Raw genomic sequence first — 25,399 nt, forward strand, 5'->3', positions numbered from 1 at the left:
ATACCAAAGTGAGCAAACCACTCGAAGGCATCAAGATCATCGACTTCACCCATGTTCAGGCGGGCCCTGCGTGCACCCAGTTGCTTGCGTGGTTCGGCGCCGACGTGATCAAGGTTGAACGACCGGGCTCGGGCGACGTCACGCGCAATCAGTTGCGCGACATTCCCGACGCCGACGCGCTTTACTTCACGATGCTCAACAGCAACAAGAAGTCGCTGACGCTGGACACCAAGAAGCCCGAAGGCAAGGAAGTACTCGAGAAGCTGATTCGCGAATCCGACGTGCTGGTGGAGAACTTCGGTCCGGGCGCGCTGGATCGGATGGGTTTTTCGTGGGAGCGGCTGAACGAACTCAATCCGAAGATGATCGTCGCGTCGGTAAAGGGTTTCAGCGACGGCCATCACTACGACGACCTGAAGGTCTACGAAAACGTCGCACAATGCGCGGGCGGCGCGGCATCCACTACGGGTTTCTGGGACGGTCCGCCGACTATCAGCGCTGCGGCGCTCGGCGACAGCAACACCGGCATGCATCTGGCGATCGGCATTCTGACCGCATTGATCGGCCGAGACAAAACCGGCAAGGGTCAGAAAGTCGCCGTGTCGATGCAGGATAGCGTGCTGAATCTGTGCCGCGTGAAACTGCGCGATCAGCAGCGGCTGGAACGTGTCGGCTATCTCGAGGAGTATCCGCAATATCCGCACGGCGAATTCAGCGACGTGGTGCCGCGCGGCGGCAATGCGGGCGGCGGCGGTCAGCCGGGGTGGGTGCTGAAGTGCAAGGGTTGGGAAACGGACCCGAACGCGTACATCTACTTCACGATTCAGGGCCATGCGTGGGAGCCGATCTGCAAGGCGCTCGGCAAACCCGAATGGATCGACGATCCCGCGTACAAGACGGCGCAGGCGCGTCAACCGCATATCTTCGAGATCTTCGGCACGATCGAAGCGTGGCTCGCCGATAAGACCAAGTTCGAAGCGGTCGACATCCTGCGCAAGTTCGACATTCCGTGCGCGCCGGTGCTGACGATGAAAGAACTGGCCAACGATCCGTCGTTGCGCGCTAGCGGCACGATCGTCGAAGTGCCGCACAAGAAACGCGGTACGTATCTGACGGTCGGCAGCCCGATCAAGTTCTCGGACCTGAAGCCGGAAGTCACCGCGTCGCCGCTGCTCGGCGAACATACGGACGAAGTACTCGCGAGCCTCGGCTACAGCAAGCAGGAGATTTTCAACCTGCACGAGGTCAAGGCGGTCTGATTCGTACTCGCGGATACGGCGCTGATGGCGGCGCCGTATCCGATTCGTGATTGTTACTTCCGGAGAGCGCGATGCAGGAAGCAATCGATTTCGAGCAACTCGTCAACGCGATCGGCGACGCGGTGATCATTTCCGATGCGGGTGGCAACATCACACTGTGGAATCCCGCAGCCGAGCGCATGTTTGGTTTTACGCAGAGCGAGGCGCTAGGCCAGTCGCTCGATCTGATCATTCCAGAGCGCTTGCGCGGCCGTCATTGGGACGGCTATCAAAAGACGATGGCGACCGGCCAGACCCGTTATGGCAACGACGTGTTACGGGTTCCCGCAGTAGATAAAAGCGGGAATGCGCTGTCGATTGCTTTTACGGTCGCGTTGCTCCATTCGCCGCAGAACGAGCTGACCGGCATTGTCGCCGTGATCCGCGACGAAACCAGTCGCTTTCAGGAAGAGCGTGCGTTGCGCAAACGTCTGGCTGAACTGGAGGCGTCGGCGGGCGCGTAAGTCCCGCCACACGCGTGTACCCGCGTGTCGAAATACGTCCCCTGCTAGAATGGCCGCCCTTTCTCAGGAGACGCACATGTCCTGGTTCATCTACGAAGTGCCCGAGTACAACGAAGACGGGGCGCGCATCGAACCCTACAGCGACCTGCGTAGCCGCGTGCTGAAAGTCAGCGGACAGGCCATGGCCGACGAGCTGGAAAGCGTCCGCGCGAACGCCGCGAGCACCGCCGATACGCCTGCGCATCCGCTGCGTTCCGCCGACAATCCCCATGTATTCCCGATCCCCTACGCCGACTCGATGATTCTGGTCGGCTTCATCTTCGAATTGAAACGGGACGCGCGGCAACTGGTCGTGTCGCCCGTGGAGATGCCCTGGCTGAAAGACGCGTAAGCGGATTGTCGGCCAGGAGCCCTGACGCGAACTTGGCCCGTTCCGGGAGGAGCCAAAGTGGAAGTCAAGTGGATCGAAGATTTCATCGCGCTCGCCCAGCACCAGAGCTTTTCGCGGGCGGCTGAAGTTCGCAACGTCACGCAATCCGGGCTGAGCCGCCGGATTCAGGCGCTGGAACAGTGGATCGGCGCCGAATTGATCGACCGGAGTTCGTATCCGCCCACGCTGACACCCGCAGGCAGACTGTTTCGCGAAGCCGCCGAAGACATGCTCGGCAAGCTGTTCGACACGCGGGCGATCATCCGCAGCGAGCAGCGGATGGCGGGCAGCGGGTTACAGATTGCTGCCGGTCACGCGATTTCCGTGGGCTTTGTGCCGGACTGGCTGCGTTCGCTGCCGAAACAGTTCAGCGAATTGCGGGTGCGTATCGTGCCGACCAATGTCCACGATTCGATTCTGATGCTCGTGAACGGCAACTGCGAGCTGATGCTGGCCTACGAGCACCCCGAGTTGCCGCTGCATCTCGACGCGGCGCGCTATCCGCATCTCACGGTTGGCCGCGATGTCTTTCTGCCGGTCTGTACGCCGAATCAGCGCTCGACGCCGCGATTCAGGCTTCCCGGCACCTCGGCTAATCCGATACCTTTGATCGGCTATAGCGCGACCACCTATTTCGGCCGCTGCCTCAACCTGCTGCTGCATCGCGCGGACAAACAAGCCGTGCTGAGTCCGCATTTCGAATCCGACATGGCCGATGTTCTCAAGAAGCTGGCGCTCAACGGCGAGGGCGTCGCGTGGTTGCCGAGAAGCCTGATCGAGACGGAATTGAACGACGGTTCGCTGATACCCGCGGGCGGCCGGGCCTGGCAACTCGATCTGCAACTGCGGCTGTATCGCGATCGCACCAACGAGATGCCGCTCGTCAAGGCGCTCTGGGACTATCTGGAATCTCGCGTGGAGAGCTGACACTTCTCCATTGGCGTTATGCGGCTGCCGCATAACGCAATGTCAAGCCCGCATCACGTTTATTTTTCTCGCCTCTAGTATCCGTTCACGTCTTTCGCGCGCCGTTCTTTGTCCGGCGACACAGAAGGGCGCGGTACGCGTTCGTCCGAAGAACGCCTGGGCTAGTCGACGAAGAAAAGGATAAACATGAAAAACCGCCTGACGCTTTATATCGCCGTCGGCATGGTGCTCGGCGTGGCCGCGGGGTACGCGTGTCACAGCAGTGCCGCCGATCCCGCCGCAGCCAAAGTTATCGCCGGTTATTTTTCGATCGTCACCGATATCTTTTTGCGTCTGATCAAAATGATCATCGCGCCGCTGGTGTTCGCCACGCTGGTCTCGGGGCTCGCCGGCATGGATAGCGGGCGTGATGTCGGCCGTATCGGATTGCGCACGATGGGCTGGTTCGTCTGTGCTTCGCTGGCCTCGCTCGCGTTGGGTTTGCTGCTGGCCAATCTCACGCAACCGGGCGCGGGCCTGCACATGGTTGCGGGTTCCGGCGACGTGAACACCGGCCTCAACACGTCCGGGCTGAACTTCAGGGATGTTCTCACTCACGCGTTTCCCACCAGTTTGCTCGATGCGATGGCGCGTAACGACATCCTGCAGATACTGGTGTTTTCCGTATTCTTCGGCCTCGGGTTGGGCGCGCTCAAACACGATCCGCGCGTGATGGCGTTGGTTCAGGCGATCGACGGTCTCGTGCCGGTGATGCTCCGTTTGACCGACTACGTGATGCGCGCCGCGCCGTTCGGTGTGTTCGGCGCGATCGCGTCGGCCGTGACGCTGCGCGGCCTTGGCGTGCTGCTCACTTACGGCAAGCTGATCGGTTCTTTTTATCTTGGGTTGGCCGTGCTGTGGGCGTTGCTGGTCGGTGTGGGTTATCTGTTTCTCGGCCGCCAGGTGGGCGCGCTGCTCAAGGCGATTCGCGAGCCCGCGATGCTGGCATTTTCCACGGCCAGTAGCGAAGCCGCGTATCCGCGGCTGACCGAGCAACTGGAAAAATTCGGCGTCGACAAGAAAGTGGTCGGGTTCACGTTGCCGCTCGGCTATGCGTTCAATCTCGACGGCTCGATGATGTACCAGTCGTTCGCGGCGATTTTTATCGCACAGGCATTCGGCATCGATATGCCGGTGTCGCAGCAGATCTTCATGTTGCTGGTGCTGATGTTGAGCAGCAAAGGCATGGCGAGCGTGCCGCGCGGTTCGGTCGTAGTGGTGGCCGCGGTCGCGCCGCTGTTCCATCTGCCGGCAGAAGGCGTGGTCATGGTGCTCGCAATCGACCAGATTCTCGACATGGGCCGCACGATGACCAATGTGATCGGCAATAGCGTGGCCACCGCGGTCATCGCCAAATGGGAAGCGCGGCGCAGCGCTGCGCCTGCCGCGCAACAGTTCGATCAACTCCAGGGCGAAGTGCAATGACAGTGACGCAGTTGCAGTCCCGGCGTTCGTTTGGCGTAGTCGGCGGGCTTGGGGCGCTCGCCGGCGCGGATGTGTTTTTCAAGCTCCTGAAAGCGACGCCGGCGCAGAGCGACGCTGAGCATTTCGATGTGCTTTTCGAGCAGCATCCGCTGAAAAATGTGGGCGCGTCTCGCGGCGCGACCACGGAACGCAAGCTCTATATCTTCGATACGATTCGCGACTTCGAGAAGCGAGGCGTCACGACCGTCGTGCTGCCGTGTTTTTTGAGCCATACGTTCATCGATGAATTGCAGGAGAACTCTTCGCTGCAAATCGTCGACATGCTCGATGGTCTGCGCATTCATCTGCGGCATCGGTTTCCTGCCGCGCGCAGGATCGGTGTGTTGACGTCGGACTATATCCGCGGCGAACGGCTTTTCGAGCGCTATTTCACAGCGCCTGGATTCGACGTGCTGTATCCCTGCTCGTGCGTGCCGGGCGAGATCGATCCGGTTACGCGCGCAGTGTATGGCGAAGACGGAATCAAGACCGGCAACCTCGGCGAGATTCCGGTGAAACTGTTGCGCGAGGCTTGTGCGGATCTGATCGCGCAGGGCGCCGAGGTGATCGTGCCGGGCCTGACGGAAATCGGCCTGGTGGCGCAACAGATCGGTCCGCTTGACGTGCCGCTGATCGAATCGAATCAGGTCTACGCGCAATACGTGGTGGCCGGCGATTACGCGCGGCATGGCCGGGTTTTCAAAGTGGGCGTGGTGGGTGGCGTCGGTCCGGCCGCCACCGTCGATTTCGTGCAAAAAGTCGTGCGTAGTACGCCTGCCGCTCGCGACCAGGATCACATCAAGCTATTGATCGAGCAGAATCCGCAGATTCCGGACAGGACTGAAAACCTGATAGGCGAGGGCGCCGATCCGACAGTGTCCTTGTACGCGACATGCAAGAAGCTGGAGGCGGGCGACGCGGACATCATCGCGATTCCGTGCAATACCGCGCATGCGTTTGTCGAACGGATCCAGCCGTATCTGAACGTACCGATCGTCAACATGCTGACGGTGACCGTCGACTATGTGCGCTCGCGGTTTCCGACGCTGCGCGAAGTCGGCTTGCTGGCGACGACCGGTACGATCACGAGCGCGGTGTACCAGCAGGCGCTCGAAGCGCGTGGTTTGCGGCAGATCGTGCCCGGTGGGAATCTGCAACAGCGGGTCATGAGCGCGATTTATGGTCCGCGTGGCGTGAAGGCGGGATTCACGTCGGGCGAATGCCTCGACGATATCAACGCCGCGCTGAACGATCTGATAGAACAGGGCGTGGAGGTCATTCTGCTAGGCTGCACTGAATTGCCGCTGCTGTTGTCCGGGCAAACTATAGCGTGTGCGAACGGTCGCGTCGTGAACGTTGTCGATCCGACGGATGTTCTCGCGAGACGCTGTGTCGAGTATGCGCGCGCGGCTGTTGTTTCAGCGAATTAGGCGGGGACGTACCGCTTATTTGTGTTGGCGACGTGACCATTCATTGGCCACGTCGCCCATGGTTTTGAATGCGCCGTCTTTGATCCATGCGATGAAGTCGCGATCGAATTTGAAATCAGGACCGCATTCGAGCGTTAAGAAGCGGCGCACGTTCTGCGTATTTTTGTAGTCTTTGTCGACCAGGGTTGCGCGTGTGATTTGTGCGCCGTGCCAATCGAAGCTCATTTTGTTCTCTCTGGTTAGTGCTGGACAGGTGTTGCAAGTTCAGGCCGCGCCTTGAGCCAAAGTCCGAAATCCCGCATGACTTCGACCACGGGCTTCAGCCTTTCTCCGTCCGCAGTGAGCTCGTACTCCACTTTCACCGGCACTTCGGCGAAGACCGTGCGTCGAATCAGGCCTGCCTGTTCGAGTGCTCGCAAATCGAGCGTCAACATTCGTTGCGAGATTTCGGGAACATCTCTGCGCAGATCGTTGAAGCGTTTCGGGCCGTCCAGCAAATACGACACCAGGAGCAAACGCCAGCGTCCACCCAATAAACGCATCGCTTCTTCAATCGAACATCCTGTCGCGCTCGTCTTCATAGTCCTGGCTTAAGTATATTTTTTGTACCTATAACACAAACTTCTGCGTTCTTCTCTTTCTATCCTTGCTGAGCGATATTAGCGTCCGCGCTATGGAAACGGCGAAACACGTTTTCGATGACGAGGAGAATGCATGAAGCTATATCACGCACCGGGCAGTTGTTCGCAAGCGGTTTGCATCGTCTTGCAGGAGACGGGACTCCAGGCGGAAATCATCCAGGTCGACGCCCGCAAACACGTATTGGAAGACGGTACTGACTACTACGATCTCACCGAGCTAGGCTACGTGCCGCTCCTGAAACTGGATGACGGAACCTTCCTGCGCGAAGGACCGGTGATCGCACAGTATCTCGCCGATCAACGTCCCGAATCGGAATTGATACCCGCACACGGCACGATGGAACGCTATCGGTTGCTCGAATGGCTCAACTTTCTGACCTCTGAAGTTCATAAAGGCTTTATCCCGTTGCTCTATGCAGTGGCCGCGGGGAAATGGTTCGATACGGCGCGACCGAAACTCGACAGAAGATATGAATGGATCGACCGGCAGTTGGCCGGCAAGCAGTTTTTGATGGGAGATGTTTTCACCGTCGCCGATGCTTATCTTTTCGCGCTAACAGGCTGGGGAAAAGCTGCATGGATGAAATCTGTCTATAACGCCGATATCGACTTCACCCGGCACACTCACATCCAGACGTGGTACGAACGTGTGAAGGCAAGACCCGCGGTTCAACGAGTGCTGAATGCCGACGGGCTGCCCGGCAATTGAATCAGCTCACTTGAGCCGTAGATCTTCTTCCTGTGCATTCCCGTCCACGTTCTCGCGACGATACTGCTCGACGAGCACTCTGATCCGCTGCGCGAGTTCGTGGTCGACCGGTGTATAGACGATCATGCCCAGGTCCGGCCGGCCATCGACGGAAAATGCCGAGTATTCCAGTGCGATCGGCCCGAGCTTCGGATGCTGCAAGCGCTTCAGCCCGTCTCCATCGCCATGACTCAGCACCTCGTTGTCCTGCCACAGCGCGTCGAATTCCGCGCTGGCGGAGCGCAACTCGCTCACGAGCTCGCTGACCTCGGATGCGAGGCCGGCCCGAGCGACATCTGCTCTGAACGTGCCCACCACGAAACGCGCGACGCTTTCCCAATCGTGCTGTTTCGCACGAACCGCGGGGTTACGGAACAGGAATTGGAGAATATTGCGCTGGCCGACCGGCAGCGTGCTGTAGTCAGTCAGCACCACGGCCGCAGCATGGTTCCACGCGACGACATCCCAGGTAGCGGTCTTGATGAGTGCCGGGCTCGCATCGAGTGAATCGAGCAGGCGTTGCAGCCGCGGATTGATGCCGTCGACGGACTTGTAGCGCACTTCGGGCGGCCGCCCGAGCCCCAGCATGAAAAGATGTTCGCGTTCCGCATCGGTCAGCATCAGCGCGCCGGAGATACGCTCCAGCACTTCCGCTGAAGGTGCGCCCCCACGTCCCTGTTCGAGCCAGGTGTACCAGGTCGGACTGATATGGGCACGCTGCGCCACCTCTTCGCGACGCAGCCCCGGTGTCCGCCTGCGTCCGGAAAATCCGAAGCTCGCCGGGTCGAGACGGGTTCGGCGGCTTTTCAGAAAATCGCCGAGCGAGATGGACGATACGGCTGGATTGACTGACATGATGACCCTGTTAGTCGTTTTACTATGATGAGATCACTACTTTAACGGGATAAAAAATGATCCGATAGTGAATGCTTCACGACCCAGGAGGCTTCACCATGCGTATCTTTCTAACGGGCGCGACCGGTTTCATCGGTTCGGCCGTCGTTCCGGAATTGATCAAGGCCGGTCATCAGGTACTCGGCATGACCCGTTCGGACGCGGGAGCGCAAGCGCTTATCGATGCCGGCGCCGAAGTGCATCGCGGCACGCTGGAGGATCTCGACAGCTTGCGCAGCGGCGCCGCGCAAGCCGACGCAGTCGTTCATACCGCCTTCGATCACGATTTTTCGAAATTCGTCGAGAACTGCGAAAAGGACAAGCGTGCGATTTCGGCGCTCGGCTCCGCACTTGCCGGCTCCGCTCGGCCGTTGCTCATTACGTCGGGGACCGGCATGGGTAGCGGTCAACACGGCGAAGCGGCACTTGAAAGCGTGTTCAATACGCGTCACCCGAATCCGCGCATTGCGTCCGAGTTGGCCGGGAATGCGCTGCTGGAAGCGGGCATCAATGTGTCCGTCATGCGCTTGCCGCAGGTTCACAACCCGTTCAGGCAGGGACTCATTTCACCGCTTATCGACGTTGCACGCGAGAAAGGCGTCGTGGCGTATGTGGGTGAGGGCCTTAATCGCTGGCCGGCCGGTCACCTCTCCGACGTCGCGCGTCTTTATCGGCTCGCAGTGGAAGCCGGCGAGCGGGGCGCGCGTTATCACGCGGTCGGCGAAGAAGGTGTGAGTAGTCGCGAGATCGCCGAGTCGCTTGGCCGTGGTTTGAACTTGCCGGTCGTTTCGATCGCGCAGGAAGAAGCTGCCGCGCATTTCGGATGGCTGGCGATGTTCGTGGGTCTGGATATGGCGGCTTCGAGCGCGTGGACACAGGCGCGCCTCGACTGGCATCCGACGGGGCCGACGCTGATTGCCGATCTCGACGAAGCGCGTTACGCCGAATAGTTTTTCGTGGCGATAAGTTGCGGCGTGTGAAGTACTCGGACGTTGAGCGCTTTTATAAGCGAGAGCGTCCGAGTCAGCACTGACTCAATCCGATAACGGATGATTACAATTTGTCAGCCGCACTTCGCTGTATCGCCACACATTTGATCTCCACCAGCAAGCCTGGATGCGCAAGCTCCGATACGCCGATTGCTGTCCACGCGCATTTGCCGCGAGGAAAAACGCGGTTCTTCACGTCGCGAAAGATTGGCATGTGCTGACTCATTTGCACGTGATAGGTCGTCATGTCGACAACGTCTTCGAACGTGCAGCCTGACGCATCGAGAAGCGTCTTCAGGTTCTCCCAACACGCGATGAATTGGGCCTCGGGATCCTGAATGACCTCGAGCTCGCGTGTGCGGCCCACTTGCCCAGCGCAGTACACCGTTGTTCCTACCTTGACGGCCGGCACGTAGCCCGCGCGTTCAACGATCTGCTCCATTCCATCGGGGACAATGATTTCCCGGTCGGTCATGCAATCTTTCCTTCGTGCCAGTGAAATACAGTGAAATAGTATGAAAGATCCTGTAAGTATAGTTGAAATTTCAACTACAGCGAGTGACGTCACGATCTGCTCGCCATCCTATTTGCACCGAATTGTAGCGATCGTGTCGTTGTAGTCGCTTATGCCTACCGTTCCTTTGTGACAATTTCGCATAAAGACATCGCGAAATATTCGAACGATTTTCGCTCTTGTTGCACGTACGAGACACGGCAAAATTTTCTCTCCCAAATCCATTCCGCATCGGCTATTTTTGCCGGACTTCGACTTGGCGCGACAACGTATCACGCCAGCAGCGTTAGTTTTTTGACGCGTACGGGAATGTGTGGGAGCGGCATTTTGTTCGTTCTTGCTCGCAGCGGGTTGGCCGGAGCATGTGTCTTACGTCGTGTTACTGACGATACTTGCACCGTGCCACCACAATCAATGGGATCACGCTCACCTGTGAGCGATAGATCCCTACTCAAATAAAGTGAAAAAGTGATGAAACTGAAAAAGACCTTGGTTGCTTTCCTCGCCCTGAGCGCAGTTGGTGGCGTAGCGCACGCGCAAAGCAGCGTGACGCTGTACGGCATCGTCGATACGGGCCTTCTGTTCAACAACAACGTCAAGAACGCGCACCTGTACGCGCTGTCGCAAGGCACGTCGTCGCGTTTCGGCCTGAAGGGTTCGGAAGATCTGGGCGGCGGTCTGTCGGCGATTTTCACCCTTGAAAACGGCTTCACGACCGGCACTGGCTCGCTGAGCCAGGGCGGCCTTCTGTTCGGTCGTAAGGCTTTCGTCGGTTTGAGCAGCAAGCAATTCGGTACGGTTACGGCCGGCCGTCAATACTCGGTCAGCAACGATCTGACCTCGTCGTTCGCATCCGGTGCTGACTGGGCGGCTTCGGGTCTGGGCTACGGCACGCGCGCGGCCGACGTCGACAACGTCGATACGTCGAACCGCGTTCAGAACTCGATCAAGTACTTGAGCCCGAACTACCGTGGCTTGCAAGCAGGCGTGATGTACAGCCTGGGCGGCGTGGCTGGCAACACCACGCAAAACGAAGTGATCGACGCAGCACTGTCGTACACGAACGGCCCGCTGGCCCTCGGCGCTGGCTATACGTTCGTCAAGGACCCGTATTACGCGACGTATGGTAACCAGGGCAATTCGTCGACGCCGTCGACCGCTGTTACCGGCGCGAACAACAACATGAACAACAAGATTTACGGCGGCTATGCGTCGGCCGGTTCGCAACAGATCATCGTGGCGGGCGGTTCGTATGCATTCGGTCCGGCGACTGTTGGTCTGCTGTATTCGAATACGCAATTCCAGAACCTGGGTTCGGTCAACGCAGTTGGCCAGATCGCTGCTCCGAAGTACGCAGGCGGCACCGCGACGTTCAATTCGGGCGAAGTCAACGTGAAGTACCAACTGAACCCGGCGCTGCAACTGGATGCCGCGTACATCTACACGCATAACAGCGGTGCGGATAACGTGGGCAGCGCGAAGTACAACCAGTTCAACCTGGGCGCGATCTACTCGCTGTCGAAGCGCACGTCGTTCTACGCGATCGGCTTCTTCGAAACGGCTTCGGGTGTGGATTCGACGGGCAAGTCGGCTGTGGCTGACCTGAGCGGCAGCTCGTACTCGGGTAACAACCACCAGCTCGCCGCTATTGTCGGCATGACGCACCGCTTCTAATCGAAGTACCGGTCGCTTTCGGGCGACCGGTTGCGTGAGTAGCGCTGTGATTGCGGTACAAAAAAAGAGTCGTCGACTGCAAAGTCGACGACTCTTTTTGACTTCTACTATCTACAGCGTCGGTTAGAAGCGCGTGCGGATGCCGACCGTTCCTACTACCTGATTGCCTGTCGACGACTGCGCGAGGCCGTTGATATAGGCGCCCGCGAACGCGGTGCCGGCAGCGCCATACGTGTGTTGATACACGCCTTCGACATAGACGTCCGTGCGCTTGCTGAACGAATAGTCCGCCATCAACGTCACCTGGTGCCACTTCGGATCTGCTGAACCGTCGGCGCCGGAGAACGCGCCCTGGGTGAACGTATACGCGCCGGCGAGCGAGAGAGCCGGGGTCAGCGTGTAGTGCAGGTTGACTTCATAGTTATCGAAGTGAAGCGAGTCGGTTGGCTGCAAGATCACAGAGTTCGCGCCGGGCTGCGTGTTGTCGAACAGCGTATGCGTCCACAGCAGGCCGACCACAGCCGGTCCGATCGTGTAGCTGCCGCCCGCACCCATCACGCGTTGCCGCGTGGTGGGGAAGCTGACGAAGTCATTGTTCGAAAGCGCTCCGCTGCCGGAGAACGCACCGTTGTTCAACTGGAGGTAGGCGGCCGCCAGGTTGATCGGACCGTTGGTATAGGTCACGCCGAAGCTATAGGCGCGATTATTCGCGAAGCCGCCGGCCGCATTGCTGAAGCCGTACAACGCTTCGCCTTGCAGGCCCTGATACGTCGGGCTCACATACTTGACCGAGTTGTTGATGTAAAACGAGTCGTCGACGTTGTCGTTGTCGAACGGATGGGCGGCGAGGTTATTGCCGTCGCCGTTGTTGGCCAACGCGATCGGGCCGAGATTATCGACTACGGCGTCATACTGCCTGCCGAGCGTCAACGTGCCGTATTTATCGCTCTGTATGCCGACGTAAGCCTGGCGGCCGAACATCGTGCCCGAGTAGGTGGTCTTGCCGTTCTGAAGATTGAAGCCGTTCTCCAGGCGGAAGATCGCATTCAGGCCACCGCCCAGATCTTCGCTGCCCTTGAGGCCCCATACCTCGTTCGACAGCATGCTGCTTTGTTCCTGCCACGCGCTGCTGCCGCCCTGATTGCTCGTATAAACGATGCCCGCGTCGATCAGGCCATAGAGGGTGACGCTGCTTTGCGCGTGTGCCGCCATAGCGAAAGTGGACAAAACGGCTGCCCCGACGATGTTCTTGTTCATTGATTCATACTCCAGGAAGTGCTCCGACGAGAAGACAGAATGTATGAGCGCGTGTTTGGAACGGGACCTGAGTGACGGTCTTCCGTTTGCTCAATACGTGTATTCGACGAAGGCTACGGTGTTGCTGAGGCAGACCGCTCTTTGAGTCCGCTTCGGCGTCAAAGCGACGATTTTATGAGGACTGGTGTAGCGGTTTCATCAAAAGAGTTGGGTACTTCTCGCAAAGATTCTGTAAACGGCGGTGGATTACAACGGGGAGAATTGAATGGTGCGCGCAGACATTCGCAAGCAGAAGTCTGCGCTGAATGCACCCGTTTGGGAATGACGACCTGGCCGGGTTAGTCAGGTTGGCATTCGGAAATGAAGCGCCGTTCTACGAGGCGGTCGACATGGCACGCGAAGTCGAACGAACTGCCGTCCGCCAAACGCGATTAATTTCCGCTTTTTTTTCGATTTTTGTCTCAAGTTCAAACGGTACCATCCCCTTCAGCCTAAAAAGAAAGGGGGCGGAAGAATGGCGACCACCTTGAATCAGTCCGCATCCCGGTCGACTTCACCGTCGACGTCCGCGTCCGCGTCCGTAAACAAGTCGCTGAAGATCGACGCGATCCGCTTTCTCGCGGCCGTATGGGTCTTGATGTATCACTTCAAGCCGCCCGCGTTCAAAGAGCTTTTGCCTCACAAGCTGGGCTTTCTGGGCGGCGCGTTGTGGTCCGCGTCGACCGCGCTATTTGCGGGCCCGGCCGCGGTCATCGTGTTCTTTGTCATTTCCGGCTATTGCATCCACAACGCTTATCAAAAGGATGTAACGCTCAAGCCGATCAATTATTACGCGTCCCGCTTCATTCGCATCGGCTTGCCGCTCGTCGTGCTGCTTTGTCTCGTCCAGCCTTTGCCGACCGGGCAAAACTATCTGGAGTCGGTGCTCTGGTCGCTCTACTGCGAGATGGTGTATTACGCGCTCTATCCGTTGTTGCGCGCGCGGCTTCGTTATATCGGCGAGATCATCGTCGGCTGTGTCGTCGCGGCCGGCGTGATGGTGGCCGTGGTGCGCCTGTTCGGTCAACCGGTTTGCCGTCACTGCGTGATCGAGACGTATCGCGTGCCGGGCACCGCATTGCTTTACGCCGCAGGGTGGATTTCGGGTTGTCTGATCGCTGAATCGCAGCGCAATGCGGCGCGATTCCAGGTGCGCGGCGCGTATTCGCCGTTGACCATGGCGATCAGTCAAGGTCTCGATCGCAGCACGCGCCTTTTCGCCGATCATCTCGTCGCATTGAGAGTGACGGTGGTCGCGGCAGGCGCGCTCATCATGATTCTGTTGTCCGGATCCAATCTCAAACCGGCGTTCGTGCCGCAGATCACGCCGGATATCACGCTTCCGCTATTCCAGTTTCTCGCGGCAATATGGATTGCCGCGGAAACGGCGACGCCGTCTCAATCGCGCGTATGGTCGAAGCTTGCTGCATTCGGTGCGTGGTCGTATAGCCTATATCTTTGCCACAAGACGGCGTTGTCGTTGTTGGAAGTAATCGGCTTCGACGGGGCATCCCGCTTTGCGTGGTTCGTGCAAGTAGCCTTGGCGTTCGCGATCAGTTACGCGTTCTACCGGCTGATCGAAAAGCCTTCGCATCTGCTTTCCCAGCGACTGCGCAAATACACGCCGGATGCGCCGGTCGCGCCCGTCGCCTGAACGTCGAGGCGAGCGAGCGCGCCGGCGAATGCGTTACGGCGTCCAGCGATACACGACGATGCTCGAGCCGTTGTAGTTGTCTTTCGTGACCACGTATTCGCCAGTGGATCGCTGATACGCTCTCAGGCCGTACATCGAATCCACGTCGTTGCCGACATCCACCGTGCCTGGACTCGAATTGATCAACGTGTTGTCGAGATGACCGTTGGTGAGATTGAACGCATCGATGTTGGGCACGGTATGTACATAACCGACGAACAGGTAGTTGCCGGCCGCCGTGATCGATTTCGGATTGACACTCGTGAGGTTGATCACAGGATCGGGCTTCGTGGTATTGCCGGCGCTCCAGCCGTGATACACCTCGATCCGCGATTGCATCGCCGTCCAGTCCCAGCTCCCGGCGATGCCCTGCGCGAGAATCATCGTGTCGCTTTCCGGCAGGTAGATGATGCGCGTCAGCGGCCGGATACTTTGTGGAATGGACGTGGTGACGCCGGGGCCCCATATCGGCTTGCCGGTGCCGTCGAAACCCGTGAGTGGGTAGTGGTAAATCTGGTTGGTTCGATCCAGACCGGCCCACACGTCCCCTCTGCTATCGATGCAGAAGCCGCCCGTGATCGAGCGGGTCGTATTGAACGCGGGTCCGGGAATCGACCCGTCCGGAATCGCGATGTACCCATTCGCTGCATTGAAATGGTAGAAGTAGAAGATCGCCGGGTTCTGACCGGACGCCACCAGAATCCGGTTGCCGCCAACATTAACCAACTGGCCGAAGTGCTCATCGCGCTGGGTATCGTTGACGTTCAGTCGCGGGTCGTCCGGGTAGTCGAATGGATTCACGGTGTTCGCAACGAAGGTGCCGCCCGCCGTGCCGGTATAGATGTTGGTGCCGCTGTAGAAATACGCGCCGTCGGTCGCCGGGTCCGGTGCGGCGACCGCCTCGAAGTTCAGCGATTGAAGTTTCCAGCGAAGATTGCCGGCGTTGTCGTACGCATGAAGGTCGGTGCCGCCGTTGCGGCCGAGATCCCAACCGCCGCCCCAAGGGTTGTTGAGCACGTACAGATTGCCAGTGGCGTCTCTACCGATACCGGCGACGCGCGTGAAGCGTTTATCGCCGACCTGTCCTTTGACGCCGGCGGTGGTGTCGAGATAGCCGCCCTGAATACCGAAAGTGCCGACCTGTGTCGGTGTTCCTGCAATGTTGTAGAGCTTGATGTTCATGTCGGGACCTTGATCGCCGACCATGAGTTGTCCGGACAACGCATCGAAATACAGCGCGGACGGTCGCGACGCGGCCGGCATCTGAATCGTGTTCAGCGGCGCGCCGGCCGAACTGAATTCAGCGATGGTGGCCGCGTTCTGCTGAGCGACCCAAAGATTGCCCGCACTATCTACGGTGAGTGCGCCCGGACTCGCTATGTTGATGTCTTGTTGCCAGACGCCGTCGGTCGTATAGACACGCACGCGATTGCCGAAAAAGTCGCTCGCATAGAGAAGCGAGCCGGCGGTTGCGAGTCCGGTGATCACGTCGCCGCGACGCACCGCATTCCAGGTGCTGACGGGGATCAGCAGATCGCGTTTTTTGGTCACGCGGTTATATCTGCCCACCGCGCCTGAACCGTACGAATTGCTGTACTGAAGTGCTGCGAAGATCGACGTCGCATTGCCGGTGATCGCGCTGCCCTGAAACTCGCTGTTGATACCGATCGAGCCGGCGCTTGCACCGTTCTGGTATATCGCGACACCGCCCTCGTTTTCATCCCACAGCGACGATGTATAGATCACGCCTTCAGGCGCGACCCACATCGAGCGTGCCGCATTGCCGACGTGAGCGGCAAGCGTGCCGAAAGTATTTGCGAGCCAGTCCGTGGTGTATTGCGCATGACACGCCGTTGTCACTATTGCGAGTACTGCGCCTAGCAATGCAGCATGGATTCGTTTCTTGTTCATCAGTAGTACTCTCCGCGTAATGCATTTGACGATGCATCCCATCCTAGCGGATGAGATGCAGTTCGCCACGCATTTTTCAAAGAGTACTTAATATTGATGCGCGAGGAATAGAATTGGATATTTGGCGCAATAAATTGCGCTCGATTAGCGCGGACAAAACTAATAAAAAATAAAAAAGAAATTACGCAGGAAAATCCGTCGATGCAGACAGCACTTTCCAGATTTCTGTTTCTTGCGTGACATAAGCGTTCTTGTCCGCAATAGCTTTCAGCGTATCGGTGCCGAGCGGCAATCGCAGTGGCGGCGTAGACGCGTCGACCAGTTCGATCATCGCCGCTGCAAGCTTCTCGGGATCGCCCGGCTGATTGTGATTCATCCCGGCAGCGACGCGGCGAACGTGTCCCGACGTTTCGTCGTAGTCGGCAATGACTTCGCGTGCAACCGTTAGCGACGATGCATCCAGAAAGTCCGTGCGGAAGTAGCCCGGCTCGACGACCGTTGCGTGAATGCCGAGCGGCTTCAGTTCGGCTCGCAGTGCTTCGGTCAAGCCTTCAACGGCGAACTTGGTCGAACTGTACGCACCGAACCCCGCGGCCGCCCGATAACCGCCGATCGACGAGAGATTGATCACATGCCCGGCTCGCTGCGCGCGCAGGGTCGGCAGCACCGCGCGCGTGACGTTCAGCAAACCGAATACGTTGGTGTCGTACAGGTGACGGACATCGGCGTCGCTGGATTCCTCGATCGCGCCGAGCAAACCGAAACCCGCGTTATTGACCAGCACGTCGATCCGGCCGAATTTATCGAGCGCGGCTTGAACCGCGGCCTTCGCCTGCGTTTCGTTCGTGACGTCGAGCGCCACGGGCAGCAGTGCGGGTGAATCGCCGAGTCGTTCAACGATCGCCGAGATGTTGCGGCCGGCGGCGACCACCGCGTTGCCGTCGGCGAGCGCGGCCTGGGCGATCAGCGCGCCGAAGCCGCGCGATGCGCCGGTAATGAACCACACACGCTTGAAGCTGTTGTTCCTGAGGTCGGCCATGGTGTTGCTCCTACGTTTCGAGTGAAGGTGAACGAATGGTAGGGCGCGCGATTCGCGCAAACTAGCCGCTGCTTGCTAGACTGATAATCAACTTTTATTTGCTAATCGGAGCGGCGATGAACGAAGTTCGCGCGATCACGATATTCGTCAGAGCCGCGGCATTGGGCAGTCTGCGCAAGGCGGCTGTCGATCAGGGCATCTCGCCGCAGGCCGCGAGCCATGCGGTGATGCAACTGGAGAAGGAGCTGGGCGTTCGGCTGTTTCACCGCACCACCCGCAAGTTGAGCCTGACCGAGGAAGGGCAGGGTTTGCTGGACAGCGTGAAGCCGGCGTTGGCGATTCTGTCGTCGGCGCTGGACGATGCGCGGCGCTCGAAAGAAGAAATCGCCGGGCCGCTGAGAGTGAGTGCGCCGCGAGCGATGGGCGTGACTGTGTTGTGGCCGGCTTTTCTCGAGTTCGCCGAATTGCATCCGAATGTGCAACTGGATGTGCAGTTCGACGACCACTTCACGGACCTCGTGAACGATCGCGCCGATGTCGGTTTTCGCGGCGGTTCGCCGCCGTCGGGCGGCACGATCGCGCGGCGGCTGCTGCCGATTCAATTGATCGTCTGTGCGTCGCCAGCGTATATCGAACGGCATGGCGCGCCGCAAAGCATCGAAGAACTCGACGCGCACCATTGCACCGGCTATCGGCGAGCGAATACCGGCAAACAGGCACCGTGGGAATTTCTGATCGGCGACGAGATCGTTTATCGCGACGTCGCTGCCACGTTATGTACGAACGATACCGACGCCGAAACGCAAGCCGTGCTTGCCGGTCTCGCAGTCGGTCAACTCGGCAGCTTTTCAGCGACCGCGCATGTGAGGCGCGGCCAGCTCGTGCCGCTGCTTGTGGAGCATGTCACGCAGCGCGAAGCCATCTATATCTACTATCGCCATCGAACTGAACAGCCACTGCGCGTGAGGACGTTTATCGACTTCATGGTGGCGCGTCTGGCGGGCAACAAGCAGTTCTATCTCGAGCCCGCCGAGCTTCGTGCGGCAACGTTGAAAACGGGAGGGACGCGCAAGCGTCGCACGCGAGGCTAAGCCGATCGCGTGACGCGCCTGGCCATGCTTTGCATCGATGAACCGGGGCCAATCGCAGGCGCGCTCACACGTTGAATGCGTCGCCTAGTCGTAACGACGATGCCGGTGATGACGCTTGCCCGAGCGGTAGCCGCGCGAGTAGTCGTCGGAGTAGGAGTTGGAGCGCGACATGTTGCCGCCGAGCGCGGAGCCCGCGCCACCGCCGAGCGCTGCGCCGATGAGTCCGCCGGAGCGGCCGCCCATCGCATTGCCGGCCGCTGTGCCGGCGCCGCCGCCCAGCGCGCCGCCGATGATGGCGCCCGAGCGTTCGCGCCGGTTCGATGTGACCGCGCCGCCTGCGCCGCCGCCGACCGCACCGCCGATCACCGCGCCGGTGCTTCCGCCTACCGCGCCACCGAGCGCCGCGCCGGCCACGCCGCCGAGCGCGCCGCCAAGCATGTTGTTCATATCGCTGGCCACGGCGGGCAACGACGTTGCGGCGCTGAGCGCTGCAATGGCAAGCATCTGGACGATTTTCTTCGACATATCAAGCTCTTTCGTTTTTGAGACGGTGCTGAGTATAGCCGTCGAAAGAAAGGCGTTTGTAAATCGAAGGCGATGCCGCTGTAAGACGTGTAACAAAATGATCCGGTAGCGGCTACGGCTCGTGTGACCGGGCGCATCGCTTCACCAGTTCGGTTGCGACGGGATCGAATCGACCGAGCCTGTCGCGAGGGCGAGTGCCGCCGCGGATGCGAGCGCGGCGCTGTAGCTATCCGCATCCGCGTTCTTCGCGGCGAGCAATTGATTCTGCGCGAGCAGCGCGTCGGTGACCGAGCCGACGCCGTGGCGATATGCGTCGAACGCGGCGTCGTAGGTCGTCTGCGCCGCGGCCAGCAGTTCTTTCGCGGCGGCTTGGGCGGCGAGGCTCGTCTGCAGCGTGTTCTGCGCGGTGACGATCTGCCGGACGGCTTCTTCGCGGCTGCGCGCGAGGCGGGTGGTTGCACTGTCCGCGTCGTTGCGCGCCTGCGCGAGCACCGCGGAGCGCAAGCCGCCGTCGTACAGCGGAATCGTCACGCCGACGATCACCAGCCCGCCATAGCGGCCGCCGCTCAGATTCACCGTCGGCAATTGCTGGCCGATGGCGGGCACTGCATTGATCGACGACGAGCCGGTGTTGTACGCGCCCGTAGCCGAGACGAACACCTTCGGCATGAAGTCCGATTCGGCCGCCTTCACCTTCGCGAGATTGACCCGCTCGGCCGCATACGCGCTCAACACGTCGGGGCGCCGCGCGATCGCGGAGGACACGATCCGCTCGATCGAGTCGCTCGCCGTGGGCGGCAACGTGCGCGCCGGCATCGTCGCGATCTTCGGTTTGGACAGCGGCGAAATGCCCATCGCGGCGATCAGCGCCAGATAGCTGTTGCTTTCGGCGCCCTGCGCCTGGATCAACGCGAGCTTCGCCTGCGCGCGGTTCTGGTTCGCTTGCGCTACTTCGATCACGGTGCCGACGCCATGCTTGTAGCGCGACTGCGCCGCCGCGAGAATCGCGTCGGCATTGTCGAGACCTTGCTGCGTGGTCGCGATGCGGGCGCGCGCGGCCTGGTAAGCGTAGAACGCGACGCTGACGTCGAAGATCACCTGCTGGTGAACCGCCGTGAAGCCGATGTTCGCGATCACCGACGCCTGCGAAGCGGCCTCGACACGCGCGGCACGTCCGCCGAAATCGAACAGCAGCCATTGCAGCGACACCGCCGACGTCGTGCCGTGTCCCGAACCGCTGATCGACGAATCGCCGAGCGCGGAGGTCTGCGAATCGTGAGCGCCCGCGTATTGCCCCATCGCCGCGAGCGACAGTTGCGGCAGGTAAGCGCTCTTCGCGATGCCGGCGGCGAGCGCGACATTGCGCGCGTCGTTCCACGCGATGCGGGTCAACGGATTCGCGGACTCCGCCAGATCGATCAGTTCGGCGAGATCGTAAGCGTGGGCCTGGTCCAGCGCCGGTGGAGGCGGCACGGCGGCGAGCGCGGGATTCGCGGGCAATTCGTAGCGGCTTGCGGAGGCTGTCGATGCGGCGGGTTGTGCGGCGCCGGGCACGATGGCGCCGGCGGCGTCCGTCCGCGGTTGCCATGGACGGTCCGGGCTGTCCGGCGCCATGTCGATCGACGACGTGGCGCAGCCGGCCAAAGCCGCTGCGGCCAGGATCGCCAGTGCGAATGGAGGCTTAAGCCGGCGCATGAGTCGAAAAGTCCTTCGCCGCGTGGTTCGATGCGGCGCGTTCGAGTTGAGTGAGGCGGGTGTTGGCGAGGTTCTGCAATGCGTTGTATGCGTCGTTGTTCGTGGCATCGGGCGATAGCGTGTCAGCCGATCCTGCCGCGCCGGTTTGGGCCGGCGTTTGCCCACTAGCACTAGCAGCAACACCAGCAACCCGCTCGAGCCAACCGTCGATGGTCGCATCGCCGGGCTGCCGTTCGGCCAGCAGGAACATCGGTTCTTCGAGCGCGTTCAGCTTCGCGAGCGTGCTGCGGCGTTCGGCGAGCCACTGCGCGTCGGGGCGCACCCACGACGGCTCGTAATGCATCAGCGCGAGGTCCTGTTCCAGCGCGCCGCGTTGCGCAATGGCGCTCGCGGCTTGCGTCCGTCGCGCGCCGGCGTGCGCGAGTTTCGTCAGGCGTGCCCACTGCTGCTGCAACGCACCGAGCGTCGCGTCGACGCGCCCGGCCACGCTGACCGGCCACACGCGCGTGAAGACCAGATACACGACCACGTTGCCGATCAGGATGCCGATCGTGCGATCGCGCGCGACCGTCAGATCGTAGCCGGGCGCCGCGCCTTGCAGCACGCACATGAAAAACACCAGAGCGATCTGGAATCCTGCATAAGCGATGCGCGGCGAACCGAACGCGACCCACGCCGACAGCCACGCGCCGACGAACACCAGCGCCATCAAACCGGCAACCGACGTCAACGCCGGCACCAGATGGACGATCGCCGCGATGCCGAGGACCGCGCCGATCAGGCAACCGACGATCCGCAGCGTCATCTTCTCGACGGTTTCGGCAGTGGTGCCGAGCGACACCATGTAGACCGTGATGAAGCAGGTGTGAATGCCCGGCCAGTCGAGTTGTGAATAGAGCACGTAGCAGAACATCGCCGCGACGGTGGTCTTCAGCGCGTAGCGGACATGGTCGCGATTCGTGAACGCGTCCGGCAGGAAAAAGCCGCCGCGTTTGGCCGCGGGCGGCGCGGTTTCTTTAACCGCATCGGGGACGGCGAAGCCGGTGATCGCGCGTCGCAGATCTTCGGCGACGATCCGTGCGAGCGGTAGAAGAGCGCTCGCCTCGGGCAACTTGAGTTCGATGTCGACCGGATAGCCGCCCATGTCGAACATTCGCGCCATGTCTTCCAGCGTGGTCGCGATCGGCTGAACGAACGAAGCCGGCAGGCGCGCCGACGGTTCGCGCAGCGCCAGATCGGCGGCGAGCAGAATTGCCAGCGTCGACGATACCGCTTGCCGCAACGCGCCCACATCGGCGCGCGCGGAAGAACCGTCGACGACCGACAGTTTCAGCCACGTGCCGAGCTCCGCGTCGCCTTCGCGCAGGCAGGTGGCGAGCGCGTCGCGCGTGGTGTCGACGTGGTCGGTGCTCTCGATGTTATCTGTACTGTCCGCGAGCCCGGCCGCTTGCAGACTGCGAGCCGCGAGCCGCAACCGCCTCGCCAGTTCGCGGCCGGCGAGCTTGCGCGGCGACGGCGCAAACAGCAGGTTGACGCCGATCGAAATCGCGATAGGAATCGCGACCATCAGCCACGCATAAAGCAGCGCGCGTGTCGCCACTTCGCCGAACGGCACGCTGCCGAGTTCGTCGAGCGCGAAGCCGACGATCATCGCGATGATCGCGCCCACCGGCCGCAGCTTGCTGGCCGAAGTCACGAACAGCAGCGCGAACGACAGCGCTGCGATGCATGCGACCCGCCACAGCGGATCGTCGAGCGCGAACATCGCCACGACGACCACGACGCCGATGATCAGCGTGACCAGCACCAGCAAAGCGGACCCGAGCACCACGCTCAGCACGCGGTCGGGCCGGTTCAGAAAGAACACCACGTACGCGGAGATCGCGGCTTCCGGCGTGCCGTAGGCGCTCGTCACGTAAGCGGTCAGCGCGCAGATCAGCGCGATGCGCAACGCCATTTGCGCGCGACCCGGATAGGGGGCGAGCAGCTTCAGGATGTCGGCGGCACCCGGCCGGGCGAGATCACCGGCAGGCTGCGCCATGCCCGACCTCGACTATCGCGCTTGCACCGATCCGCACCAGGCTGGCGGCCGGCGCCTCCAGGCGCACGCGAACCGGAAAGCGTTGCGCGACCCGCACCCAGTTCACCGATTGCTGAACGATCGGCAGCGTGCGCGGCAAATTGATGCGGTCCGAGTCGGCGACGCCTGCGCCGATCCCGACCACTTTGCCGTGCAGCGGCTGGCTGCGGTCGATCATCGAATAGACGGTCGCGCAATCGCCGGGCTGGATGCGCGCGAGCGCCGTCTCGCGGAAGTTCGCGACGGCGAACCATTCGTCCGCATGCACGAGCGTGAAGATCGATTGATGCGGCGCGATGGTCTCGCCTGCCAGCACCGAGAGCCCGGTGACGAAGCCGTTTTGCGGCGCGCGCAGGACGGTGTCGTCGAGGCCGCGCTGCGCGAGCGCGAGTGCCGCTTCGCGAGCGTGCACCGCGGCGACGGCGCCCGCTTCGTCGCCGATGGTTTGCGCGCTCGCCTGTTTCTGCTGCTGCGCCTGTTTCAGCGACAACGCGGCGTCGCGTTGCGCGACCTGCGCCTGATCGAGTTGCTGGGCCGGCACGTAGCCTTTCGCCACCAGCGGCGTGAGCCGCTCGACGGTGCGCGACGCGAGCTCGTAGTTGTGCGCCGCCTTGCCGCTCTGGTCGCCGGCAATCGAGGCGTTCGCGCGCTCGCCGATCAACGAACGGCGTCGCGTATCGAGCGCGGCGCGCGCGACTTCGAGGTCGGCCTGGGCTTGCGCCACCGCGAGACGATACGGCGCCGGGTCGATTTCGAAGAGCAGGTCGCCTTTGGCTACGCGCTGGTTTTCCTGTACCGCCAGCGTGACGATGCGGCCGCCGACTTGCGGGGCGACGTGCACGACGTCGGCGTCGATCGTGGCGTCGTCCGTCGACGGGAAACGGGTGGTCCGGTCATAGGCGTAGTACGCGGCCGCGATGCCGAGCGCGACGATCGCAATCGCGATCACGCGGCCTTTGACGGAGCTTTTGCGCAAGCCGGCGATTTTCATAAGAGCAGTCCTGTTCCCGCGAGCCAGAAGATCACCGCGACCGTGAGCCCGATAGCGAGGCAGACGGAAAGCTGATACGGGACGGTTTGCGCCCACCCCGTGGAAACGAAGAGTCGATGAGCGATCAATGCGCCGACGAGTCCGATCACCGCGCTCGTCAGCCAGAGCGGAAAGTACGCGCCGAAGATTTCATACGACGGTGCGCCGTGCAACGCGCAGCCTTGCAGAAACACCGTGGACGCCGCGATAACCGGCAGAGACCGCAGGCGGTGCAGGAGCGAATCGCGGGCGCGGCTTGGATGGGACGTGAGCGGCATGCGGCGTGACGAGTGGATTGAACGCGTGATGGAGCCAACGAAATCATGCGCACTTTACCAGCACAGTCGTTTCGGTTCGATGTTTTATAAGCACTCTGGTGGGGGCGCTCTTCGATAACCGCGTGGCCGGTCGTCTTGAAGCCAGGAAGATTGCCCGCGCACGTACAATGACCTCTCCACAGAATTGCCGAGGCGTTTCGATGGCACATAACCACCAGCACGGCAGCGAGCATGGCGGGCACGAGCCGGGTGATGGCGATACGCATTCGCACGCGGGCCACCAGCACGGTAGTCATGGGCGTGAGCATAGCGGCCATGCTCACGCCGGTCACGATCATGCGGGACACAGCCACGCAGGACACAATCACCTGCACGGTGTGACCGACCAGCGCCGCATCGGCTGGGCTTTCCTCATCATCGCGGTGTTCATGATCGTCGAGGTGGTCGGCGGCGTGGTGTCGGGTTCGCTGGCGCTGCTGGCCGACGCGGGCCATATGGTGAGCGACGCGGCGGCACTCGGTTTCAGCTGGCTTGCGATTCACTACGGCCGACGCCCCGCGAACGCGCAGCTATCGTTCGGTTACAAGCGGCTGGAAGTGCTTGCCGCGTTCGTCAACGGCTGCGCGCTGTTCGTGATTGCAGCGTGGATCGTGTTCGAAGCGATCCAGCGTTTTACGGCGCCGGTGCCGGTGGTCGGCAAGACGATGCTCGTGATCGCCTTCATCGGCCTTGCCGCGAACATCGGCGCGTTTCTGATCCTGCATGGCGGCAATCGCGACAACCTGAATCTGCGCGGCGCTTGGCTGCACGTTCTCGGCGACATGCTGGGCTCGGTCGCGGCGATCGTCGCGGCGGCGGTGATCTTGCTGACCGACTGGACGCCGATCGATCCGATCCTGTCGATCTTCGTCGCGGTGATCATCCTGAAGAGCGCGTGGGGTATCGTCAAATCGTCCGCGCATATTCTGCTGGAAGGCACGCCCGAAGGAATGAATCTGGCCGACATCAAAGCCGATCTCGAGCAGAACGTGGCCGGTGTGCGCGATGCGCATCACATTCACGCGTGGTCCATTACCGGCGAAAAGCATCTGCTCACGCTACATGTGCACCCTACTGCCGGCGCCATTCCGCGCGACGTCGTGAGCGCCGTGCAGCTTCGGCTCGCGCAACGGTTCAACATCGGGCATGTGACGGTTCAGGTCGAAGAAGAGGAATGCATCGACATCAAGGACGCTCACTGAACGACACT

24 protein-coding genes are annotated in these 25,399 nt (G+C 61.0%); 12 read left to right on the forward strand and 12 right to left on the reverse strand.

The window, feature by feature from the left end; all coding sequences use genetic code 11:
* Positions 1-8: 8 nt before the first annotated feature.
* From frc to cuyB, 6 genes are all read left to right on the forward strand, one after another.
* Complete coding sequence (gene frc, locus PQQ51_RS15970) at positions 9-1,259, forward strand: formyl-CoA transferase (RefSeq protein WP_408497755.1); 1,251 nt, start codon at positions 9-11, stop codon at positions 1,257-1,259.
* 71 nt (positions 1,260-1,330) lie between these two features.
* Positions 1,331-1,762 carry a PAS domain-containing protein gene (locus PQQ51_RS15975; RefSeq protein ID WP_408497756.1) on the forward strand — a complete coding sequence of 144 codons (432 nt, stop codon included), beginning with the start codon at positions 1,331-1,333 and terminating at the stop codon, positions 1,760-1,762.
* A 76-nt stretch (positions 1,763-1,838) separates the two neighbouring features.
* On the forward strand, positions 1,839-2,153 hold the full coding sequence (locus PQQ51_RS15980) for a helicase (RefSeq protein ID WP_408497757.1): 315 nt from the start codon (positions 1,839-1,841) through the stop codon (positions 2,151-2,153).
* Between the two features lie 57 nt (positions 2,154-2,210).
* On the forward strand, positions 2,211-3,119 hold the full coding sequence (locus PQQ51_RS15985; RefSeq protein ID WP_408497758.1) for a LysR substrate-binding domain-containing protein: 909 nt from the start codon (positions 2,211-2,213) through the stop codon (positions 3,117-3,119).
* Between the two features lie 186 nt (positions 3,120-3,305).
* Positions 3,306-4,583 (forward strand): dicarboxylate/amino acid:cation symporter, encoded by a 1,278-nt coding sequence (locus PQQ51_RS15990; protein ID WP_408497759.1) that lies wholly within the window; start codon positions 3,306-3,308, stop codon positions 4,581-4,583.
* Positions 4,580-6,052, forward strand: a complete 1,473-nt coding sequence (gene cuyB, locus PQQ51_RS15995) for a cysteate racemase (RefSeq protein ID WP_408497760.1) — start codon at positions 4,580-4,582, stop codon at positions 6,050-6,052. Before PQQ51_RS15990 ends, cuyB begins: the two co-directional genes overlap by 4 nt.
* A gap of 15 nt (positions 6,053-6,067) precedes the next feature.
* Here cuyB and PQQ51_RS16000 read toward each other — a convergent pair whose 3' ends face one another.
* Both PQQ51_RS16000 and PQQ51_RS16005 read right to left on the reverse strand, forming a co-directional pair.
* Positions 6,068-6,277, reverse strand: coding sequence for a DUF6434 domain-containing protein (locus PQQ51_RS16000; protein ID WP_408497761.1), 210 nt, complete (start codon positions 6,275-6,277; stop codon positions 6,068-6,070).
* Positions 6,278-6,291: 14 nt separating this feature from the next.
* Entirely contained in the window at positions 6,292-6,633 is a 342-nt protein-coding gene (locus PQQ51_RS16005; RefSeq protein WP_408497762.1) for a winged helix-turn-helix transcriptional regulator, read from the reverse strand.
* 133 nt (positions 6,634-6,766) lie between these two features.
* Between PQQ51_RS16005 and gstA the strand changes: the two genes are divergently transcribed.
* The gene (gene gstA, locus PQQ51_RS16010; protein ID WP_408497763.1) at positions 6,767-7,402 is read left to right on the forward strand and encodes a glutathione transferase GstA; all 636 of its coding nucleotides are present in this window, start codon (positions 6,767-6,769) and stop codon (positions 7,400-7,402) included.
* A 6-nt stretch (positions 7,403-7,408) separates the two neighbouring features.
* Here gstA and PQQ51_RS16015 read toward each other — a convergent pair whose 3' ends face one another.
* The gene (locus PQQ51_RS16015; RefSeq protein WP_408497764.1) at positions 7,409-8,296 is read right to left on the reverse strand and encodes a helix-turn-helix transcriptional regulator; all 888 of its coding nucleotides are present in this window, start codon (positions 8,294-8,296) and stop codon (positions 7,409-7,411) included.
* A gap of 98 nt (positions 8,297-8,394) precedes the next feature.
* On the opposite strand from PQQ51_RS16015, the gene PQQ51_RS16020 reads away from it, so the two are divergent.
* Complete coding sequence (locus PQQ51_RS16020) at positions 8,395-9,285, forward strand: SDR family oxidoreductase (RefSeq protein ID WP_408497765.1); 891 nt, start codon at positions 8,395-8,397, stop codon at positions 9,283-9,285.
* Positions 9,286-9,388: 103 nt separating this feature from the next.
* Here PQQ51_RS16020 and PQQ51_RS16025 read toward each other — a convergent pair whose 3' ends face one another.
* Positions 9,389-9,799, reverse strand: coding sequence for a RidA family protein (locus PQQ51_RS16025; protein ID WP_408497766.1), 411 nt, complete (start codon positions 9,797-9,799; stop codon positions 9,389-9,391).
* Positions 9,800-10,315: 516 nt separating this feature from the next.
* Here PQQ51_RS16025 and PQQ51_RS16030 point away from each other — a divergent pair.
* On the forward strand, positions 10,316-11,512 hold the full coding sequence (locus PQQ51_RS16030) for a porin (RefSeq protein ID WP_494478654.1): 1,197 nt from the start codon (positions 10,316-10,318) through the stop codon (positions 11,510-11,512).
* Between the two features lie 123 nt (positions 11,513-11,635).
* Here the strand turns inward: PQQ51_RS16030 and PQQ51_RS16035 are convergent, their stop codons facing one another.
* Positions 11,636-12,769 (reverse strand): porin, encoded by a 1,134-nt coding sequence (locus PQQ51_RS16035; RefSeq protein ID WP_408497769.1) that lies wholly within the window; start codon positions 12,767-12,769, stop codon positions 11,636-11,638.
* Positions 12,770-13,283: 514 nt separating this feature from the next.
* On the opposite strand from PQQ51_RS16035, the gene PQQ51_RS16040 reads away from it, so the two are divergent.
* Positions 13,284-14,462 (forward strand): acyltransferase family protein, encoded by a 1,179-nt coding sequence (locus tag PQQ51_RS16040; protein ID WP_408497770.1) that lies wholly within the window; start codon positions 13,284-13,286, stop codon positions 14,460-14,462.
* Between the two features lie 33 nt (positions 14,463-14,495).
* On the opposite strand, the gene PQQ51_RS16045 is transcribed toward PQQ51_RS16040, so the two are convergent.
* Together PQQ51_RS16045 and PQQ51_RS16050 are read right to left on the reverse strand one after the other, a co-directional pair.
* Positions 14,496-16,412, reverse strand: coding sequence for an NHL repeat-containing protein (locus PQQ51_RS16045; RefSeq protein WP_408497771.1), 1,917 nt, complete (start codon positions 16,410-16,412; stop codon positions 14,496-14,498).
* Between the two features lie 181 nt (positions 16,413-16,593).
* Positions 16,594-17,451 carry an oxidoreductase gene (locus PQQ51_RS16050; RefSeq protein ID WP_408497772.1) on the reverse strand — a complete coding sequence of 286 codons (858 nt, stop codon included), beginning with the start codon at positions 17,449-17,451 and terminating at the stop codon, positions 16,594-16,596.
* A 116-nt stretch (positions 17,452-17,567) separates the two neighbouring features.
* On the opposite strand from PQQ51_RS16050, the gene PQQ51_RS16055 reads away from it, so the two are divergent.
* The gene (locus PQQ51_RS16055; protein WP_408497773.1) at positions 17,568-18,542 is read left to right on the forward strand and encodes a LysR family transcriptional regulator; all 975 of its coding nucleotides are present in this window, start codon (positions 17,568-17,570) and stop codon (positions 18,540-18,542) included.
* A gap of 84 nt (positions 18,543-18,626) precedes the next feature.
* On the opposite strand, the gene PQQ51_RS16060 is transcribed toward PQQ51_RS16055, so the two are convergent.
* From PQQ51_RS16060 to PQQ51_RS16080, 5 genes are all read right to left on the reverse strand, one after another.
* A complete protein-coding gene (locus PQQ51_RS16060) occupies positions 18,627-19,067 on the reverse strand; it encodes a YMGG-like glycine zipper-containing protein (protein WP_408497774.1) in 441 nt (146 codons plus the stop codon).
* A 141-nt stretch (positions 19,068-19,208) separates the two neighbouring features.
* Positions 19,209-20,762: a TolC family protein gene (locus PQQ51_RS16065; RefSeq protein ID WP_408497775.1), complete on the reverse strand. Its 1,554-nt coding sequence runs from the start codon at positions 20,760-20,762 to the stop codon at positions 19,209-19,211.
* Positions 20,749-22,803, reverse strand: coding sequence for an FUSC family protein (locus tag PQQ51_RS16070; RefSeq protein WP_408497776.1), 2,055 nt, complete (start codon positions 22,801-22,803; stop codon positions 20,749-20,751). Before PQQ51_RS16070 ends, PQQ51_RS16065 begins: the two co-directional genes overlap by 14 nt.
* Positions 22,784-23,833, reverse strand: coding sequence for a multidrug transporter subunit MdtN (gene mdtN, locus PQQ51_RS16075; RefSeq protein WP_408497777.1), 1,050 nt, complete (start codon positions 23,831-23,833; stop codon positions 22,784-22,786). The genes PQQ51_RS16070 and mdtN overlap by 20 nt, the downstream gene beginning before the upstream one ends.
* The gene (locus PQQ51_RS16080; RefSeq protein ID WP_408497778.1) at positions 23,830-24,150 is read right to left on the reverse strand and encodes a hypothetical protein; all 321 of its coding nucleotides are present in this window, start codon (positions 24,148-24,150) and stop codon (positions 23,830-23,832) included. The genes mdtN and PQQ51_RS16080 overlap by 4 nt, the downstream gene beginning before the upstream one ends.
* A 200-nt stretch (positions 24,151-24,350) precedes the next feature.
* Here PQQ51_RS16080 and PQQ51_RS16085 point away from each other — a divergent pair, with 200 nt between their 5' ends.
* Positions 24,351-25,391, forward strand: coding sequence for a cation diffusion facilitator family transporter (locus tag PQQ51_RS16085; RefSeq protein ID WP_408497779.1), 1,041 nt, complete (start codon positions 24,351-24,353; stop codon positions 25,389-25,391).
* Positions 25,392-25,399: the final 8 nt, after the last annotated feature.

This window comes from Paraburkholderia xenovorans (genome assembly GCF_046030735.1).
Taxonomy (GTDB): Bacteria; Pseudomonadota; Gammaproteobacteria; order Burkholderiales; family Burkholderiaceae; genus Paraburkholderia; species Paraburkholderia xenovorans_A.